Raw genomic sequence first — 17,862 nt, forward strand, 5'->3', positions numbered from 1 at the left:
CATCCAAAGCGTTTTCACAAAAAAACGCCCACCCGAAGCAAATGCCCCGGGCAGGCGGTGTGAGTGAAGAGTGAAAATGAGAGAGGGAACAGCTGACGCTGCTCCCTCTTTTTGTGCTCTTGACACTATAACTTTTTATAGTATAATATACTATATTAAACCATTAAAATCCTATAAAAAATTATAGGAATGAGGTGATGTCGCTGTGACGGACAAGTCCATACAGTTGTTCGGCTCAAAAGAGTACCACTTTCTGAACTGGTTGAAAAGTCAGGAACAGAAAACCTCTCGCGGCACGACTATCAACTTTTCGCAAGAAGAGATCGCTGCCGAATATGGCAGTAGCCCGGCGACGGTAAACAAGTGGTTGCAGGCCTTGCAGTCGGTAGGGTGCGTAGAGCAAAAGAAAAAGGGCAGTTACCGCGTTACCAAAACCGGAGACGCAGTAATTGCCCAGATGGGAAAAATAGAGAAACTTATTGGAGGAAATAAAAATGGCTAACGAAAGATTGACGGAAAATATTGTCAGAGATCATTTTAAATCCGATCCTCTGTTTTCCTCCGTAAAGTTTGAGGAACAGAAATCGACAAATATGCGTATCGCAGAGTGCTTGGCTACTGCATCAAAAAGCGGCAAGGACAGGCCAGGCAAACCAGAGTTTATTATAACCTTTCCAACACAAAGTTCCGATTACTTGATTGTAATTGAGTGCAAGGCAAAGACTGACAAGCACGAAAGTGCGAACCATGATCGGGCAAAAGACTTTGCGGTCGATGGTGTTTTGCATTATGCCAAGTTCCTATCTGTCGAGTTCAATGTCGTTGCCATTGCGGTCAGTGGCGAAAGTTCTGAAACCATTGTCGTCAGCAATTTTCTTCACAAGAAGGGAGATGAGGCCGCAACTGAGTTGCCCGACAAAAAGTTGTTGGGTATCTATGACTATGTCAAGACATTCCGAAACGAGCAGTTAAACTACAATTTAAAAGACGTCAATATTGTTGAAAAGGCTGTTAAACTGAATGACGATTTTCATAGCTGTTCAATTTCGGAAAGCATGAGAAATACACTTGTGAGCGGTATACTTCTTGCTTTGCAAGACAATATTTTCTGTGCATCCTATAAGGAGGCTGCGTCCTCCAAAGATTTGGCCGAGGACGTATTAATCCCTGCTATTCGTCGAGTCCTATCAAAAGCAAAAGTTCGAAAACTTGAAGATATGATGGGCGTCTACAGCAAAATACTGGATGAACCTCTTGTCAAGGACATTCAAATCAAGAAGAAAAAGAAGCCTATTCTCACTGTCGCATTTTTCAAAGAAACCATTCAGTATCTTGAAAAACAAGTATTCCCGTTGACCAAGTTGGAGGAAAGCGGTTACGATGTGCTGGGACGTTTTTACACCGAGTTTGTGAGATATGCGGCCAGTAAACAAAAACAAGGACTTGTTTTAACCCCCTCCCATGTCACAGACTTATTCTGTGATCTCGTAGAACTTAAAGTCGATGATATTGTATACGACCCATGTTGTGGCACTGGAGGTTTCCTCATTGCTGCAATGAAGCGGATGTTACAGTTGGCTGGCAATGATGACGAGAGAAAAGAAAACATCCGGAAAAATCAATTACTTGGCGTAGAAGTAAGGCCGGACATGTTTACTTTCGCCTGCTCTAATATGATGTTGCGGGGTGATGGCAAATCCAACATAGATCGGGGAGATTGTTTTGATTCCGAAACGATTAAGCGTATCAAAAAACTTAAACCAACTGTGGCATTCCTCAATCCTCCGTATGACCAAGGAACTGACGTTCAGTTGGAGTTCATCGAAAAAGCGTTGGAAGCAGTCGCTTCCCAAAACGGCCGTGTGGCAGCAATCGTCCAAATGAGTTGTGGGTTAAAAGATGATGCTGCTACTGTTGCGGTACGAAAGCGCTTACTCGACAAGTTTACATTACGGGCCGTTATCTCTATGCCAAATGATTTGTTTTATCCCGTTGGTGTGGTGACATGTATAATGGTTTTTGATGCTTCTCGTCCAAATGGTGATAAAAAAACTTGGTTTGGATATTTAAAAGACGATGGCTTTGTCAAACGGAAAAATAAGGGAAGAATTGATTTTTACTCCAAATGGAACTATTTGAAATCTACATTTTTGGATTCATATATCAATTGCGATGAGGTTATAGGATTCAGTGTCAAAAAAAGTGTACAACCAGCAGATGAATGGTGTGCAGAAGCATATATGCAAACAGATTATCAAAAGCTTTCAAAAGATGATTTTGTTGATATTATGAAACGATATGCCGTGTTTAAAGTAGTCGGTGCCATCGGTGGAGATGAGGTGACAGAAAACAATGAAGACGATGCAGATTAAAGATTTGTTCCAAGTCACATCAGGTAACAAGCTCGATTTTGGCAAAATGGCAACAACCCAAAACGGAGTTGCTTTCGTTTCAAGATCATCCAGAAACAATGGTGTTGTTGGATACGTAGAGAAAATCGGTAATGTTTCACCATTTGAAAGTGGGTTGATTACTGTATCACTAGGTGGCACATATGTTTTGTCATCCTTCGTTCAGCCCACCGAGTTTTATACTGCACAAAATGTCGCCGTTTTAAGGCCTTTAGTTGAAATGTCTATTCAAGAAAAGTTGTTCTATTGTATGTGCATTTCTGCTAATCGTTTTCGGTATAGTGCCTTCGGTCGAGAAGCAAATAGAACCCTAAAATATCTCGAAGTACCAACGCGTGAAGAAATCCCAGAATGGGTTTCATCCGCTACCATACCAGATTATTCACACATCAAAAAAAGTTACTCACAGTGCGAATTCGATATTAATTCAGTTCCTCATGGGCAGTTTAGGATTTGTCAGTTATTTAATATTGAATACCCTAAATCTTTAGTGTACTCGAATACAACGCCCCAAAAAGGTGGTATAAATTTCGTCAGTTCGAAAGCTACGGATAATGGTGTCGTCGGTACAGTAGAGAAAATAGGCGGAGTGAAAATATATCCTGCTGGATGTATTACAGTTCCACTAAAGGGATCCGTGTTAGAACCGGCACTCCAAGAAGCAGAATGCTATGTTGCACATCAAATTGCTGTTCTCACGCCCAAGAATCTTATGTCGACGCTTTCAAAATTGTATATGTGTACACTCATTAAAGCCAATAGATACCGTTTCAATTATGGAAGGCAAGCGGATAAAACACTCAAAGACTTAGAACTATCACTCCCCATCACCGAAAACGGAGATGTTAATTATTCTGCGATAGAAACATATATGCAATCACTTCCATACAGCAACAACTATGTTTAACAGAAAGAGCGGCCAAGGCTAAAAACCTTGACCGCTCTTTCTGTTGTCGGCACTACAACCACACCGTCACGGCGAAGCCGCCGCGAAAATAATAGGTGTTCGTGTAGTACCCTTGTGGTGGAGATGGCGGGAATCGAACCCGCGTCCGAAAAGAAGTCCACGAGAGTATCTCCGGGTGCAGTTTGTCTACAACATTTCCTTTGTGCCAGGCCGGCAAACAGGCCGACACATTGGTAGCTTCATGAGTTCATGGCCGCCCGCAAAGCTTAAGGCTGCTCACGTTCAGTACCTAATCGATGCCCTGGCCCTGTTCGGTACTAAGACAGGCAGGACAGCCGCCTATAATTAGGCAGCGACAGCTAATTTATTGTTGTTAGCTATTTTTTCGGAGGCGTTTAAAGTGTGGCCCCCATCCACTACCCGCTGCTCGCGCTTTCCTCTCCCCGTCGAAACCTTTACATCCCCATAAAAGGGCGGAAATTCCGCCCGGAAAGCGAATGTTGCGCTTTTTGAATGCGGCCTTACCGCCGCTGTGTTTTCATGGCCCGGTCAATGTCCCGCTGGGCGGCGCGCTGGGCCGCGGTAGCCCGCTTGTCGTACAGCTTTTTGCCCTTGCACAGGCCAAGCTCCAGCTTTACCCTGCCATGCTTGAAATAAAGCGAAAGCGGAATCAGAGTATAGCCCTGCAATTTGATCTCCTGCGCCAGCTTGCGGATCTCATTTTTATGAGCCAGCAGCCGCCGGGGCCGCAACGGGTCCCGATTGAAGATATTGCCTTTTTCGTAGGGGCTGATATGCATTCCGTACACGATCAGCTGCCCGTTCTCCACATCCACCCAGGAGTCCTTCATGTTCACCTGGCCCATGCGAAGACTTTTCACCTCGGTGCCCACCAGCTCGATGCCTGTTTCCAGGCTTTCCATGACGAAATACTCGTGCCGTGCCTGCCGGTTGGCGGCGATCTGTTTGGTTTTCACCTGCTCGGGCATTTCGTCACCTCCTCCGGTGTGCGCCCTCGGCTTCTGTTTACAAAGTATAACCCGCTGCGGTCGGCTTTGTCAAGCCGGTCACAGCTCGCCCCGGCCGCTAAGCGCCTTATACAGGGTGGTCTCATCGGCATATTCCAGGCTGGAGCCCACCGGCAGTCCGTAGGCCAGGCGGGTGGTCTTGATGCCCAGGGGCTTGATGAGCTTCGCCAGATACATGGCGGTGGCTTCGCCCTCCACGGTGGGGTTGGTTGCCATGATGACCTCCTGAACCTCGCCGTCGTGCAGGCGGGCCAGCAGCTCCTTCACGCAAAGCTGATCGGCGCCGATGCCGTCCATGGGCGAGATCAGGCCGTGCAGCACGTGGTACAATCCATTATACTCCCGGGTGCGCTCGAAAGCGGTCACATCCCGGGGGCTTTCCACCACGCAGATCACCGAATGATCCCGCTTGGGCGAGGAACAGACCTTGCACAGCTCGTTCTCGGTGTAATCCTGGCAGATTTTGCACCGGTGCAGCTTGGTGTGCGCCTCCTCAATGGCCTTGGCCAGCTCCGCCGCCTCGGCGGCGGGCATGCTCAGTACCTGATAGGCCATGCGGGTGGCGCCTTTGCGCCCGATGCCGGGGAATTTGGAAAACTGTTCCACCAGCCGCTCCAGCGGCGCGGCGTTGTATCCCATGCTGATCGCTCCTTACAGGCCGGGGAAGTTGGCGTTGCCGGTCAGCTCCTGCATGGCCTTGTCGGAGTCAGCGTCCACCACGCGAACAGCCTCGTTCACGGCAGCGGCCACCATATCCTCCAGCATCTCGATGTCGTCCTTGTCCACGATCTCGGGATTGATCTTGAGGGAGGTGATCTCGTGCTTACCGGTCATGGTGATCTGAACCATGCCGCCGCCAGCGGAAGCCTGGTACTCGGTGTTCTCCAGCTCCTCCTGCTTGGCCTTCATCTCTTCCTGCATCTTCTGGGCCTGGCGCATCAGGGCGTTCACGTCGGGCTTGCCATAGCCCTTGGGCAGTCTTGCTTTCATGGTTGTTCTCTCCTTAGCTTATTTGTCGTTGTAGACCACGTCGACCCCTTGGGCCGCGAGTTCTCTGAGTGTATCTTCCACCGTATGAACCGCACCGTCCGTCCCGGTCTTGGCCACATAGGGGCCAATGCCGCAGCGCACACCGGTCACCTCCTGGATGATCTGCTTGAGGATCTCCTGAGATTCTCGGTTCTTACGAATGAAGTCACGGAAGGTCGGCCCGCCTTCGATCAGCACCCGGCGGCCGTCGTACACGGCGCGGGACTTTTTCAGGTGGGAATAGAGCTGCCGGTCCCGGGTCTCCAGAATGGCGACCACCTGGGGCCAGGGCTCGAAGGGCTGAGGCGGCTCACCCTTGGCGGGGGCCGCAAGGCTCTGCCGTTTTGGCTGGACCTGCTCCACCGGGGGCGGGACCTCCTTTTGCTGGATGGGCTCTGCCTCCCAGGGCAGGGGTTCCGGCTGTTGGGCCGTCTCGATGGGCGCGTCCGCCGGTTTTGCCATCTTCCGGATCTCCTGCGCGCTCACAGGAGGGGCATCCAGCTCCCAGGGGGGAAGGTCCTGACTCTGGGGCGCGGCATTTTGCGCAGCCGCCTTGGGGGCAGCTGCTGCCGGGGCCGCGGCTTCCGGCTGGCGCACCGCGAAGGGTGCGGGATCAGCGGCGGCAAAGGGCGCTGCCGCAAAGGGGGCCGCGCTCTGCTGGCCAAAGGCCGGGGCCTGCTGCTGGGCCGATGCTGTCTGCACCGGGGCGGCCTGCACCGGCTGCTGGGCAGCCTGCGGCGTTTCGGTCAGGGCAAAGAGGGCCAGCTCCAGCTCAATGCGCTGGTCGGTGCCCCGGCCCATCTTTTCCAGCGCGGAGCCCAGCAGGCGCACGGCCCGCACGCTCTCGCCCTGGCGGATGGTTTCAGCGGTTTGCAGATACTGGGCTTCCTCCTCCGGGGCCACCCCGCTGAGCAGGGCCTTGCCGCCGGGAAGTGCCGCCAGCATCAGGTTGCGGTAATGGGCGATCAGCTCCTCGCACAGGCGCTTCATGTCCACCGACTGCTGACGCAGCTGGGCCACCTCGGCCAGAGCCTCGGTGGCGTTTTTGCTGTGCAGCGCGTCGCTGATGCGGAACAGGTAGCTGCGGTCGGTCACACCGGCCATCCGCCGCACCAGCTCCTCGTCGATCTGGGTGGAGACACCGGCGCAGGTGTCCAGGATGGACAGCGCGTCACGGAGCGCGCCGTCCGCCAGGCGGGCGATCAGTGCCGCCGCACCCTCGGTCAGCTCCAGCTGCTCCTGAGCGGCCACGTAGCTCACCCGGGCGGCGATGTCCTCCGGCTTGATACGGCCGAAGTCGTACCGCTGGCAGCGGGACAAAATGGTGGCCGGCACCTTGTGAATCTCGGTGGTGGCCAGAATGAAGATCACATGACTGGGCGGCTCCTCCATGATTTTCAGCAGCGCATTGAACGCCGCAATGGAGAGCATGTGCACCTCGTCGATGATATATACCTTATAGGCACAGGCGCTGGGGGTATAGGCGGTCTCATCCCGCAGGTCGCGGATGTTGTCCACGCCGTTGTTGGAGGCGGCGTCGATCTCCACCACGTCCAGGATGGAGCCGTCGTCGATGCCGGTGCAGATCTGGCAGACGCCGCAGGGGTCCGGGCTGGCCTTGTCCTGGCAGTTCACCGCCTTGGCGAAGATCTTGGCGCAGGTGGTCTTGCCGGTGCCCCGGGTGCCGGTGAACAGGTAGGCATGGCCCACCCGGCCGGTGGCGATCTGGTTTTTCAGGGCCGACACAATGCCCTGCTGGCCCACCACGTCCTCGAAGGTGCGGGGCCGCCATTTGCGGTAAAGCGCCCGATACATCCTGCCGTGCCCTCCTTTCTGCCGGTACAAAAAACGGACAGGCCCGCAAGCGCCAATGCGCCTGCCTTTGCGCTGCTTGGCATACGGATGCAGGCTGCCTGCGGCGCACAGGGCAGACCACTTAATGCTGCTCGGTTCCCCGCCTGACATGGTTCATGGGGCCCCATCGCACAGGGCCCGCATCCGTATGCCGAACAGCGCACCGTTTTGGCTCTGTCCGAACAGTGCTATTATATAATAAAACCACCATAAATGCAAGAGATTTTCTGTTGCATTTTCCCCTTGCCCTTTTGCGTGAATTCCGTTATAATATTCGGCGGCCGTTTTTCAAGATGTTTTTTTGCATATATAATGTAATTATAAGGAGTACTTCATGAACAAGACCTCTTTTGCCCTGAAGGGCAATATCTTCTTCACCCCCGCTCCCGGCCAGCTGGCAATCTATCCGGAAAGCTATCTGGTATGCGTGGACCAGAAGGTGGCGGGCGTATTCGCCCAGCTGCCCGAGCAGTACAAGGACCTGCCTGTGGAGGACTACAGCGGCAAGCTGATCCTGCCCGGCCTGGTGGATCTGCACGTACACGCCAGCCAGTACGCCTACCGGGGCCTGGGCATGGACATGGAGCTGCTGCAGTGGCTGGAGGCCAACGCCTTCCCGGAAGAAAGCAAGTTCGCTGACCCGGAATATGCCGAGAAGGCCTACAGCATCTTCACCCAGCAGCTGCTGCACAGCGCTACCACCCGCGCCTGCATCTTCGCCACCATTCACCGGCCCGCCACCCTCAAGCTGATGGAGCTGCTGGAGAAGGCCGGCCTGTGCTGCTACGTGGGCAAGGTAAACATGGACCGCAACAGCCCGGACATTCTGCGGGAGACGAGCGAGGAATCCCTGGCCGAGACCCGCCAGTGGCTGCTGGACAGCGCCGCCTTCACCAAAAGCAAGCCCATGCTCACTCCCCGCTTCACCCCCAGCTGCACCGATGAGCTGATGGCCGGTCTGGGCAAGCTGCAGAAGGAATTCGGCGTGCCTATGCAGTCCCACCTGTCGGAAAATCTTTCCGAGATCAAGTGGGTGAGCGAGCTGTGCCCCGGCACCCGGTTCTACGGCGAGGCCTATGAGCAGTTCGGCCTGTTCGGCGGCGAGTGCCCCACCGTGATGGCCCACTGCGTCTGGAGCGGCGCGGAAGAGCGGGCCCGCATGAAGGAGAACGGCGTGTTCATCGCCCACTGCCCCCAGTCCAACATGAACGTTTCCTCCGGCATCGCTCCCATCAAGAGCTTTTTGATGGAGGGCCAGAAGGTGGGCCTTGGCAGCGATGTGGCCGGCGGCGCGCATCTGTCCATCTTCCGTGCCATGACCGACGCCATCCAGTGCTCCAAGCTGCGTTGGCGGCTGGTGGACCAGAACACCCCCGCCCTGACCATGCCCGAGGTGCTGTATCTGGCCACCAAGGGCGGCGGCGCCTTCTTCGGCAAGGTGGGCAGCTTTGAGCCCGGCTATGAGTTCGACGCCATCGTGATGGACGATTCCAACCTGCCCACCACCCGGCTGTGCAGCCTGCCCGAGCGGCTGGAGCGGATGGTCTACCTGGGCGACGGCGCTCCCTGCGCCAAGTACGTGCAGGGCCAGCGGCTGTTCTGATTGTTCTGTATATGCTATAAACGCCGAGGGCGGCGCCGGAAGCAAACCGGCGCCGCCCTCTGGCGTTTTCGTTATGGAGGGTCATGTGATTGGGTGGATCGTTTTCCCGGCCCGCCGCAGCGCGGCATCCCCAAAAGCCGGTGGACGACTCCATTAAGTTAGCATCAACTAACCTTGTGGTATTATCATAGCGCTTCCTGCCTCATCCGTCCATCAAATCCTTGCACTGGACTTTTTCATCCTTGGCCCATTCCCCCTGCACAGCTTGCTCAAAACAGCACGATCGAATGCTTTCGGGCCCTGCGCCGAAAAAAGTAAAATTTTTTCAAATTGGGTATTGACGATTGGGATAAGTCCTGATATAATAATCAAGCAGTCGAAAAACGGCGGCAAACATCTGGGGGTATAGCTCAGCTGGGAGAGCGCTTGAATGGCATTCAAGAGGTCAGCGGTTCGATCCCGCTTATCTCCACCAGAAAGACCTGAAACTTCGGTTTCAGGTCTTTTTCTTTTCCACTGCGAATCGTCTCCACGGTGAAAAACAAATCCGTTGCAGTCGATATTCCGCAATGAAAAGCTTCTGTTTTCGCCTTTTTCCAAGTGCCGTTTGCTTTTTTTATTTTTTCCGAAAAAACTTTTCTTTTTCTGTTGACACGCCCTATATTTCCTGCTATAATAATTAAGCATTCGCAAAACGGCAGCAAACATCTGGGGGTATAGCTCAGCTGGGAGAGCGCTTGAATGGCATTCAAGAGGTCAGCGGTTCGATCCCGCTTATCTCCACCAGAAAGACCTGAAACTTCGGTTTCAGGTCTTTTTCTTTTGTTTCAGGCTGCCCTCTTCCGCAGCAGAAAAGCCCACCGGCGCGAATGTGCGCCGGTGGGCTTTTGCCTTTATTCCTTGATTGTTTTGCTCAGCTGGCCTGCGGAGGGTAGTCGCTCAGATTCACCACGCCCCAGCCCTGGGCGGTACGCACCCAGGCGGTGGACTCATCCGCCGCACTGGCCGCGCCCAGAAAGTCCATACTGGTCTTCTGGCGGCCGGTCAGGCTGATATAGCCCCAGCCGCTCTCGGCCTTCACCGCGGCCCGGTCACCGTTGAAGGGCAGGGCCTCCAGATACTTGCATTCCACCATCTGCTCGCCGGTCTCCTGGTTCACATAGCCCCACAGGCCGTTCTGCTTCACCGCGAAGGTTCCGGTGCTGGCCCGCTGGATCTCCTCATAAACCTGCTTGTTCAGGGCGGTGCCGTCCGGCTTGAAGAGCATATAGCCCTCAGTCTCGCCCACGATCACCGGGGCAGACTCATCGTTCAAAAAGCTGCCCTTCCAGCTTGCATCCTCCTGGGTGGTGGGGGTGATGGTCACCACAGTGGCAATCACCGGCTCCAGCGTGTTCAGCATTTCCTGGTTCCAGGAGACCAGCGTCTCCATGTTTTCCAGGTACAGGGCCTTGGTCTTGGTGTCGTAATAGATGGGGGTTTCAAACTGGCCATGCCCGCCGGAGCCGATCACCTCGCCCTTGGCGTTGTAGATCTCGGTCTCGCCCTCATTGGTGATGCCGCACACCGGGCACCAGTGTACATCCTTTTCCGCCGGGATCACGATATTGCCCTTCAGGTCGATCACGCCGGTTTTTCCGTTCTGGGTGAAGAAGGCCAGCTGTTCCCGCTCCTCCAGGCTCAGCTGGGTCTGGGAGGGCGCGGAATAGTCCGCCAGCGAACCCACGATGTCGATATCCTTCACCGGTCCCACCACAAAGCCCGCCTGAGGCTTGGGGGTGGCGGTGGGCGCGGCGCTGGCCTGAGGCTGCACGGTGGAGGGCGCGCTGGTCTTTTCCGGGCCGATCTCGGTCACATCGTAGCCGTCGTTTGACTTCTTGCAGGCGGTAAAGCTCACCGCCAGGCACACCGCCAGCGCGGCGGCGATCCATTTTTTATTCAAGGGGGATTCTCCTCTCTGTGATGGCCCTGCGTGCCGCTGCAGCGCGGGCCGGATTTCTGTTATTGTACCACGAAACTGTGAATTTTTCAAAAACGGAAGCTTTCAAAACGCAAAGAGGCCCACCGGAACCGGCAGGCCTTCTGCATTACTTATGATACTTGATGTGGTTGTTGATGGCAAACGCCCGGTAGAGCTGCTCGGTGAGCACCAGGCGGGCCAGCTGATGGGGCAGAGTAACCCGTCCCAGGCTGATTTTCATGGTCGCCGCCTGCTTCACCATGGGGGCCAGACCGTGGGAGGAGCCGATTACAAAGGCCATATCCCCCGCGCCGCTCATGGCCCGGTCCGCGATGGCCGCCGCCAGCTCCTCGCTGGAAATCAGCTTGCCTTCCACACACAGTGCCACCAGAGCCGCACCCTTGCGCACATTGGCCAGGATCGCCCGGCCCTCCTTTTCCAGTGCTTTGTCGATCACCGCCTGGCTGGCGTTCTTCTCGCTGATGGTCTCCTCCGGCAGCTCGATGATGCGAAACTCACAGAAGGCCCCCAGCCGCTTCTGGTACTCGGCCACGCCCGCGGCAAAATAGCTGGCATTCAGCTTGCCGATACAAATCAAATCGATCTTTTGCATACTCGTTAAAACTCCATCCAATCACTGGGCTCGTTGCGGTTCTGGGCCTGGATGACCACATTCTCGCCGGGCTTGAGCCCCGCGCACAGAATCGCCTCCCGCACCGTGGCCAGCGCCAGCTCGGGGGTATTGTTCTCCCGGCTCAAATGGCACAGGGCAATTTTCTCGCAGCCGTCCTGTAAAAGCTCCAGCACCTTGGCGGCACACTCCGCGTTGTCCAGGTGGCCCCGGTCGGACTGGATGCGCCGCTTCAGATGATAGGGATAGGAACCCATCATCAGGCAGTTGCGGTCGTAGTTGGACTCCAGCGCCGCCAGCTTCACCCCGGCCAGCGCCTGGTGCACCTGGGGCGTGAGCACGCCCAGGTCGGTGGCGATGGCCATGACTCCGCCGTCCGGCGTGCGGATGCGATAGCCGCAGCAGGGTACATCGTGGCTGGTGGGGAATGCCTCCACCACAAAGCCGCCGATCTCCTCCGGCCGGCCCTCAATGGCGATCAGCTCGGCCGCCGGGGGCACCAGCTCCATGTCCAGCAGGTTGTCCAGCGTGGCGCTGCAGCCGTAGACCGGCACATTATAATGCTTCAAAAACACCCGCAGGCCCTGGATGTGGTCGGAATGCTCGTGGGTGACCAGAATGCCCTGCATATCCGCCACGGCCAGGCCCATCTCCTTCAGGGCGTTCAGGGTGGTGCGGCAGCTTTTGCCCATATCAATAAGCAGATACTTGCCCTCGCAGCGCACCACCGAGCAGTTTCCGGAGGAACCGGAATAAAGAGAAGTAAAAAATGCCATGAATTCTCCTATATGTATACAAAAGGCCGCGGAAAACGCAGCTCCGCGGCCTTTTTCTTCTTCGGTCAGAGGTGGATTACAGTGCCTGCGGCAAACCGGTGGCGGGCTTTTCCACCCGGCGGATATCCGCGCCCAGCCCCTGCAGCTTTTCCACCAGGTCCTCGTAGCCGCGCTCGATGTGCGCGATCTCCGATACCTCGCTGGTGCCCTTGGCGCTCAGTGCGGCCATAACCAGCGCAGCACCTGCCCGCAGGTCGGAAGCGCGCAGCGGCGCAGGCTGCAGCTCGGGCACGCCCTCGATCACAGCCACCTGGCCGTCCACCTGGATGTTCGCGCCCATGCGCACCAGCTCATCCACATAGCGGAAGCGGTTCTCCCAGATGCCCTCGGTCACGATGGAGGTGCCCTTGGCGGTGGTGAGCAGCACGGTCATCAGAGGCTGCATATCGGTGGGGAAGCCCGGATGGGGCATGGTCTTGATCTTCAGCGGCATCAGGTCGCCGGTGCGGCATACACGGATGGAGTCGTCATACTCCTCCACGGTCACGCCGGCCAGCTCCATCTTGGCGGTGATGGGCTCCAGATGCTTGGGGATCACGTTCTTGATGAGCACGTTGCCCCCGGTGATGGCGGCGGCCACCATGTAGCTGCCGGCCTCGATCTGGTCCGGGATGATGGAATAGGTGCAGCCGTGCATGCTCTTCTTGCCGCGGATACGGATCACGTCGGTGCCCGCGCCGCGCACATCGGCACCCATCATGTTCAAAAAGTTGGCCAGGTCCACGATGTGGGGCTCCTTGGCCACGTTCTCCAGCACGGTCTGACCCTCGGCCAGCACGGCGCTGAGCATGGCGTTCATGGTGGCACCCACCGACACATTGTCAAAGAACACATGCGCGCCCTTCAGGGGGCTGCCGCTCACCTTAATCATGCCGTACTCCACCGAATCGCCTGCGCCCAGAGCGCTGAAGGCCTTCAGGTGCTGGTCAATGGGGCGGGGACCCAGGTTGCAGCCGCCGGGCATGGCGACCTGGCCGGAGCCGAACCGGCCCAGCAAAGCGCCCAGGAAATAGTAGCTTGCCCGCATCTGACGGGACAGATCGTCCGGCACCTCGGTGCTGTTGATGTGGGTGGTGTCAATTTCGTAGGTATTTTTATTGAGCATCCGCACCTTAGCGCCCAGGGCGGTGAGGATCTCCAGCGAGACGGCCACATCGCTGATGGCGGGCACATTCTCGATCACGCATTTATCGGCTGCCAGGATAGTGGCGGGCAAAATGGCTACCACCGCGTTCTTTGCACCGCTGATGGTCACTTCGCCCTGAAGGGGTTTGCCCCCGTTGATAACAAATTTCTCCACGATAACTCTCCTTTGCGCGCTTTGAGGCGTTCTGCTTCAACTGCATCACAACTGTTATATTATACACCGGATCTCCGCGGAATGAAAGGTTTGAGAGTAGTATTTACGCATTTTGTAACCTCTATGCGCCAGCTGCGCACACACATCCGGGAGCTATGTTTTGGTTCAGACAATGTTTTTCATGGAAGTGCATCTTTTTAACCGGATGCGGGAATTTCCACAGAAAAACCCCGGACTCTGCTGGGAAATCCCAGAAAAGTCCGAGGTTAATCATAGCAGTTTTTTCGGCTTAGCGCAAGCCTTTTTGCGGGTTTTCAACCGGTTTTCCACTTATTTGTAGGGGAACCACTCACGGGCGGAGCGGCGCACGCCGTTCACATACACCTCAAAGTGGCAGTGGTTACCGGTGGAATTACCGGTGGAGCCCACATAGGCGATCACATCGCCCTGGCTTACCGCCTGGCCCACATGCACGTTCAACCGGCTGGCATGGGCGTACAAAGTCTGGTAGCCGTTGCCATGGTTGATAATGACATAGTTGCCGTAGCTGTAATGATAGCCGGCGGTGGTCACCACGCCGCTGTCCGCTGCGTAGATGGGCGTGCCGTAGGGGGCACAGATATCCGCGCCCTTATGGTAGCTGCTCATCCAGCGGCTCACGTAGCTGTAGCCGGGCACCGGCCACATAAGGCTGCCGCTGCCGGTGCTGGCCAGGTCGCCGTTGGCCAGCTTCTTGCCCTTGGCGATGATCTTGGTCACCGGCTCCTGCAGCACCACCCGGTCGATGATGGTGGTCTCGCTGGGGGTGGAGGAATCGCCGTAGAACACCTGCTGCTGGGTCACCTCAGCCAGGCCCTCCGCACCATCCTGAATGATCTTGGTGGAACCGAAGGCCAGCTCGTTGTCCTCCTGCTCCTCGGTGCTGTAGGGGATGGTCTCCTGATAGGTGCTGATGAGGGTGCGCTTCACCTGCAGATAGGGCATGGCCTGGCTGATGGTCAGCTGCCCGCCCACCGGGAAGCCACTGCTCGAATTAAAATCAAACTGCGGATTCTGGGCCTGCAGCTGATCCACGCTGATGCCAAAGCTGCCCGCCACGGTCCAGGGGGTGTCACCCGACTGAATGGTGTAGTAGACGGCTCCCTGCTCTTCCCCGTGGAACTTCTCGATGATCTGCTCCACCGGTACGATGGTATCGGTAAAATAGAGGCTGTTTTCCAGCCGGATATCCTTGGTGAATTCCACCGTCAGGTTCGGATTGTCCGGGTCCTCATAGGGGGCCGTCATGCTGTCCAGGTCCGCCTGCAGCACATCGCCCTCGGTGGTCACCGCCACCAGCTCATCGTTCACGTAAACACCGGTGGCGTTCTGGATCTCGTCGCTGGAGCTTTCCAGAATGGCGGCCGCCATCTGGTTTTCGTCCATCACATCCTCGCCCACGGCGATCTGGTAGGAGGGCTCTACGGTCCAGCCTTCCCGGTCGGTGCCCGCGTAGTTGATACGCTGGGCCACCTCTTCCTTGGCGGAGTCGAACACCTGCTCGGTCTGCACGTAGCCCACCACGCTGCCGTTCACTTCCACCGCCAGAACATAGTTGTATTCCAGCACGGTATGTACCGTATAACCAAACACCGCCAGTGCCGCCACCGGCAGCACATAGGCCACCGCACGCCCCAGCAGCGGGAAATATTTGTGTACGCCGGAAACAAAGTAGCGCAGGCCCTCCTTGGCCGCGTGGGCTGTGCCTGCCTGCTTTTCCTCCTGCACCCGGGCGCGGATGTTCTTCGCGCCGTTTGCCATACGGGCAAAGGGTGCCGTCAGGTCCTGCGCGCCGGTTTTCAGCGCGCCCTTGACCAGGCCTGCCACCCGGCCCCAGATCCAGGCAATACGCTCGCCCGCCTTCCGGATGCAGTTCCATGCGAAACGCACCATCCGCCGGGCGGTATATTCGCCCCAAAAGCCTACGTTATATAAAAACTGCCCCAGCACCGCTGTTTCCGGGTGCCGTTTGGCCCGCTCGATCCAGGGGCCAGCCTTCTGCAGGATTTTCTGTTTGATCGCTTCCCATCTGCCCGGGCCTTTGCCGGGAGAGGGGGAGCCGGTCTGCTGCTCTTGTTGGTTGTTCTTTTCTTCCGTTTCCGGGGTCTTTTCCAAAATCGCCAGCCTGACCGCCCTCCTTCCTTGCTTTTATACATCCCCCATTATAGCGCGAAAAGGGGCAAAAGGGCAAGGATTTGGCAGTTTTTTTCACACTCCTTTCAAATCCGGTGGAAAAATACAAGCAAAAAGCAAAGGCAATACCGCACAATTCCAGGTGGTGGAGCGCGCCGGAAATTTTTTGTGATATGAACCAAAAAGCACAGCCAAGCCTTGGTGGCTTGGCGAGCATTTTTGGAAAATAGCACGGAAAATTTTGGCGCGATACGCCGCCTGAGCCGTCAGGCGTGAATTGTGCGGGGTTGCCTAAAATTATTTATTGGGGAAAAAGTCCCGTGGCTGCTGGCGCGCACCGTTCAGCCGAATCTCGAAATGGCAATGATATCCAAAGGAATTTCCGGTGTTGCCCACATAGGCAATCACCTGGCCCTGGGTCACGGTCTGGCCGGCCCGCACCGCCAGGCGGGTGGCATGAGCATACAGCGTTTCATACCCATTTCCATGGCTGATGACCACATAGTTGCCGTAGCTGGGGTGATACCCGGCAATCCTCACCAATCCCCCGGCCGCGGCCAGAATGTCGGTGCCTGCTGCCGCCCGGATATCCACACCGCCGTGAATCTGGCCGCTGGAGCCGATCATCCACCGGCTGATGCCCCGGTAGGCGGGCACCGGCCAGATCAGGGTGCTGCCATCGGAAAGATAGGCGATGTTTTCCGCCGGGACGTACTGGCCCATGGCCACGATCCGGGTCACCGGCTCCTGCACCACCACCCGATCGATGACCGTGGTTTCGCTGGGGGTGGAGGAATCGCCGTAGAACACCTGCTGCTGGGTGATCTCGGCCACGCCCTCGGCCCCCTCCTGCACCACCTGCACGGTGCCCATGGGCAGGGTGGAGTCCTGCTGCTCTTCGGTGTCGTAGGGAATGGCTTCCTGATAGGTGCTGATGAGGGTGCGCTTCACCTGCAGGTAGGGCATGGCCTGACTGATGGTCAGCTGACCGCCCACCGGGAAGCCGGAATTGGAGTTAAAATCATAGTCCGGGTTCTGAGCCTGCAGCTCGTCCACACGGATGCCGAAGCTGCCTGCCACAATCCAGGGAGTGTCCCCTGTCTGGATGGTGTAATACACAGCGCCCTGCTCCTCGCCGTGCAGCCGCTGGATGACCTCTTCCACCGGCACGATGGTACTGGTGAAGTAGATGCTGTCCTCGCAGCGCACCTCCTTGTTGAAGGACACGGTCAGATTCGGGTTGTCCGGGTCCTCGTAGGGAGCGGTCATGCTGCTCAGCTCCTGGCGCAGCCGGTCGCCCTCGGTGGTCACCGCTACCAGCTCCCCGTTCACATACAGGCCGGTGGCGTTCTGAATTTCATTGCTGGAGCTTTGCAGAATGGCATCCGCCATCTGGTTTTCGTCCAGCACCTGCTCCCCCACCGCGATCTGATAGGAGGGCTCCACGGTCCAGCTCTCCTCCCCCGCGCCCGCGTAGTTGATGCGCCGTGCTACCTCTTCCTTGGCGGAGTCGAACACCTGCTCAGTCTGCACATAGCCCACCACGCTGCCGTTCACTTCCACCGCCAGAACATAGTTGTATTCCAGCACCGTATGTACCGTATAGCCGAACACTGCCAGTGCCGCCAGAGGCAGCACGTATGCCGCCGCGCGGCCCAGCAGCGGGAAATATTTGTGTACGCCCAGAGCAAAGTAGCGCAGGCCCTCTTTGGCCGCGTGTGCCGTGCCTGCCTGCTTTTCCTCCTGCACATGAGCGCGGATGTTCCTCGCGCCATTTGCCATGCGGGCAAAGGGTGCCGTCAGGTCCTGCGCGCCGGTGTTCAGCGCGCCTTTGACCAGGCCTGCCGCCCGGCCCCAGACCCGAGCGCAGCGCCGCCCCAGAAGGCAGCAGGCCTTCCAGCCTCCCCGTGCCAGCCGCCGGGCGGTGTATTCGCCCCAGAAGCCCACATCGTAGAGAAACTGCCCCAGCACCGCCGCACCCCGGCCAAAGCGCAGCCGCTTTGCCAGACGGACCGCCTCCGCCCGCAGCCGGAGCCACCGCTCCCTGCCGTTTTTCTGCCCGTTGGGGGTCTTGTTTTCCACGCATTGTGCCATAAAAAAGCGCCCGCCGCCTTTCTTCTACAAAGTGTAC

The 17,862-nt window shown here is 56.8% G+C and carries 14 protein-coding genes, 2 tRNA genes and 2 other RNA genes; 6 read left to right on the plus strand and 12 right to left on the minus strand.

The features are described from left to right. Positions 1-205: 205 nt before the first annotated feature. The 3 genes from B5F28_RS07810 to B5F28_RS07820 are packed head-to-tail and all read left to right on the plus strand — an operon-like array spanning position 206 to position 3,318. Positions 206-502 (plus strand): helix-turn-helix domain-containing protein, encoded by a 297-nt coding sequence (locus B5F28_RS07810; protein WP_087294994.1) that lies wholly within the window; start codon positions 206-208, stop codon positions 500-502. Beyond that, positions 495-2,372 carry an HsdM family class I SAM-dependent methyltransferase gene (locus tag B5F28_RS07815; protein ID WP_087294996.1) on the plus strand — a complete coding sequence of 626 codons (1,878 nt, stop codon included), beginning with the start codon at positions 495-497 and terminating at the stop codon, positions 2,370-2,372. The genes B5F28_RS07810 and B5F28_RS07815 overlap by 8 nt, the downstream gene beginning before the upstream one ends. Beyond that, the gene (locus B5F28_RS07820) at positions 2,353-3,318 is read left to right on the plus strand and encodes a restriction endonuclease subunit S (RefSeq protein WP_087294998.1); all 966 of its coding nucleotides are present in this window, start codon (positions 2,353-2,355) and stop codon (positions 3,316-3,318) included. Before B5F28_RS07815 ends, B5F28_RS07820 begins: the two co-directional genes overlap by 20 nt. A 115-nt stretch (positions 3,319-3,433) precedes the next feature. Here B5F28_RS07820 and ssrA read toward each other — a convergent pair. The 6 genes from ssrA to ffs all read right to left on the minus strand — a co-directional run bounded on the left by ssrA (position 3,434) and on the right by ffs (position 7,373). Beyond that, positions 3,434-3,783, minus strand: a transfer-messenger RNA (tmRNA) gene (gene ssrA, locus B5F28_RS07825). A gap of 56 nt (positions 3,784-3,839) precedes the next feature. Continuing rightward, the gene (gene smpB, locus B5F28_RS07830) at positions 3,840-4,307 is read right to left on the minus strand and encodes an SsrA-binding protein SmpB (protein ID WP_058965841.1); all 468 of its coding nucleotides are present in this window, start codon (positions 4,305-4,307) and stop codon (positions 3,840-3,842) included. A gap of 78 nt (positions 4,308-4,385) precedes the next feature. Further along, positions 4,386-4,985 (minus strand): recombination mediator RecR, encoded by a 600-nt coding sequence (gene recR / locus B5F28_RS07835; RefSeq protein WP_087295000.1) that lies wholly within the window; start codon positions 4,983-4,985, stop codon positions 4,386-4,388. A 12-nt stretch (positions 4,986-4,997) separates the two neighbouring features. Then, on the minus strand, positions 4,998-5,336 hold the full coding sequence (locus B5F28_RS07840; protein ID WP_087295002.1) for a YbaB/EbfC family nucleoid-associated protein: 339 nt from the start codon (positions 5,334-5,336) through the stop codon (positions 4,998-5,000). Between the two features lie 18 nt (positions 5,337-5,354). Then, positions 5,355-7,190 carry a DNA polymerase III subunit gamma/tau gene (gene dnaX / locus B5F28_RS07845; RefSeq protein WP_087295004.1) on the minus strand — a complete coding sequence of 612 codons (1,836 nt, stop codon included), beginning with the start codon at positions 7,188-7,190 and terminating at the stop codon, positions 5,355-5,357. An 84-nt stretch (positions 7,191-7,274) separates the two neighbouring features. Next, an RNA gene (ffs, locus tag B5F28_RS07850) (signal recognition particle sRNA small type) lies at positions 7,275-7,373 on the minus strand. A gap of 190 nt (positions 7,374-7,563) precedes the next feature. Here ffs and B5F28_RS07855 point away from each other — a divergent pair. The 3 genes from B5F28_RS07855 (at position 7,564) to B5F28_RS07865 (ending at position 9,618) form a co-directional block, all read left to right on the plus strand. Beyond that, positions 7,564-8,832 (plus strand): amidohydrolase family protein, encoded by a 1,269-nt coding sequence (locus B5F28_RS07855; protein ID WP_087295006.1) that lies wholly within the window; start codon positions 7,564-7,566, stop codon positions 8,830-8,832. Between the two features lie 399 nt (positions 8,833-9,231). After that, a tRNA-Ala gene (locus tag B5F28_RS07860) sits at positions 9,232-9,307 on the plus strand. Positions 9,308-9,542: 235 nt separating this feature from the next. Beyond that, a tRNA-Ala gene (locus B5F28_RS07865) sits at positions 9,543-9,618 on the plus strand. Between the two features lie 127 nt (positions 9,619-9,745). Here B5F28_RS07865 and B5F28_RS07870 read toward each other — a convergent pair. From B5F28_RS07870 to B5F28_RS07895, 6 genes are all read right to left on the minus strand, one after another. Then, positions 9,746-10,774, minus strand: coding sequence for a WG repeat-containing protein (locus B5F28_RS07870; protein WP_087295008.1), 1,029 nt, complete (start codon positions 10,772-10,774; stop codon positions 9,746-9,748). 145 nt (positions 10,775-10,919) lie between these two features. Continuing rightward, the gene (gene rlmH, locus B5F28_RS07875; RefSeq protein ID WP_087295010.1) at positions 10,920-11,405 is read right to left on the minus strand and encodes a 23S rRNA (pseudouridine(1915)-N(3))-methyltransferase RlmH; all 486 of its coding nucleotides are present in this window, start codon (positions 11,403-11,405) and stop codon (positions 10,920-10,922) included. Positions 11,406-11,410: 5 nt separating this feature from the next. Beyond that, positions 11,411-12,199 carry an MBL fold metallo-hydrolase gene (locus B5F28_RS07880; protein WP_087295012.1) on the minus strand — a complete coding sequence of 263 codons (789 nt, stop codon included), beginning with the start codon at positions 12,197-12,199 and terminating at the stop codon, positions 11,411-11,413. Between the two features lie 76 nt (positions 12,200-12,275). Next, on the minus strand, positions 12,276-13,559 hold the full coding sequence (locus B5F28_RS07885) for a UDP-N-acetylglucosamine 1-carboxyvinyltransferase (RefSeq protein WP_087295014.1): 1,284 nt from the start codon (positions 13,557-13,559) through the stop codon (positions 12,276-12,278). Positions 13,560-13,889: 330 nt separating this feature from the next. Next, on the minus strand, positions 13,890-15,713 hold the full coding sequence (locus B5F28_RS07890) for a peptidoglycan DD-metalloendopeptidase family protein (RefSeq protein WP_087295016.1): 1,824 nt from the start codon (positions 15,711-15,713) through the stop codon (positions 13,890-13,892). A gap of 315 nt (positions 15,714-16,028) precedes the next feature. After that, a complete protein-coding gene (locus B5F28_RS07895) occupies positions 16,029-17,825 on the minus strand; it encodes a peptidoglycan DD-metalloendopeptidase family protein (RefSeq protein WP_087295018.1) in 1,797 nt (598 codons plus the stop codon). Between the last annotated feature and the right edge of the window lie 37 nt (positions 17,826-17,862).

The sequence above is a fragment of the Gemmiger sp. An194 genome (genome assembly GCF_002160145.1).
Classification (GTDB): Bacteria; Bacillota; Clostridia; order Oscillospirales; family Ruminococcaceae; genus Allofournierella.

What these genes read in the sequence shown, in the direction of transcription:
- B5F28_RS07855 (WP_087295006.1), top strand. Translation starts at nt 7,564, where the DNA reads ATGAACAAGACCTCTTTTGCCCTGAAGGGCAATATCTTCTTCACCCCC.
- recR (WP_087295000.1), bottom strand. Translation starts at nt 4,985, where the DNA reads ATGGGATACAACGCCGCGCCGCTGGAGCGGCTGGTGGAACAGTTTTCC.
- B5F28_RS07815 (WP_087294996.1), top strand. Translation starts at nt 495, where the DNA reads ATGGCTAACGAAAGATTGACGGAAAATATTGTCAGAGATCATTTTAAA.
- B5F28_RS07880 (WP_087295012.1), bottom strand. Translation starts at nt 12,199, where the DNA reads ATGGCATTTTTTACTTCTCTTTATTCCGGTTCCTCCGGAAACTGCTCG.
- B5F28_RS07895 (WP_087295018.1), bottom strand. Translation starts at nt 17,825, where the DNA reads ATGGCACAATGCGTGGAAAACAAGACCCCCAACGGGCAGAAAAACGGC.
- dnaX (WP_087295004.1), bottom strand. Translation starts at nt 7,190, where the DNA reads ATGTATCGGGCGCTTTACCGCAAATGGCGGCCCCGCACCTTCGAGGAC.
- B5F28_RS07820 (WP_087294998.1), top strand. Translation starts at nt 2,353, where the DNA reads ATGAAGACGATGCAGATTAAAGATTTGTTCCAAGTCACATCAGGTAAC.
- B5F28_RS07840 (WP_087295002.1), bottom strand. Translation starts at nt 5,336, where the DNA reads ATGAAAGCAAGACTGCCCAAGGGCTATGGCAAGCCCGACGTGAACGCC.
- rlmH (WP_087295010.1), bottom strand. Translation starts at nt 11,405, where the DNA reads ATGCAAAAGATCGATTTGATTTGTATCGGCAAGCTGAATGCCAGCTAT.
- smpB (WP_058965841.1), bottom strand. Translation starts at nt 4,307, where the DNA reads ATGCCCGAGCAGGTGAAAACCAAACAGATCGCCGCCAACCGGCAGGCA.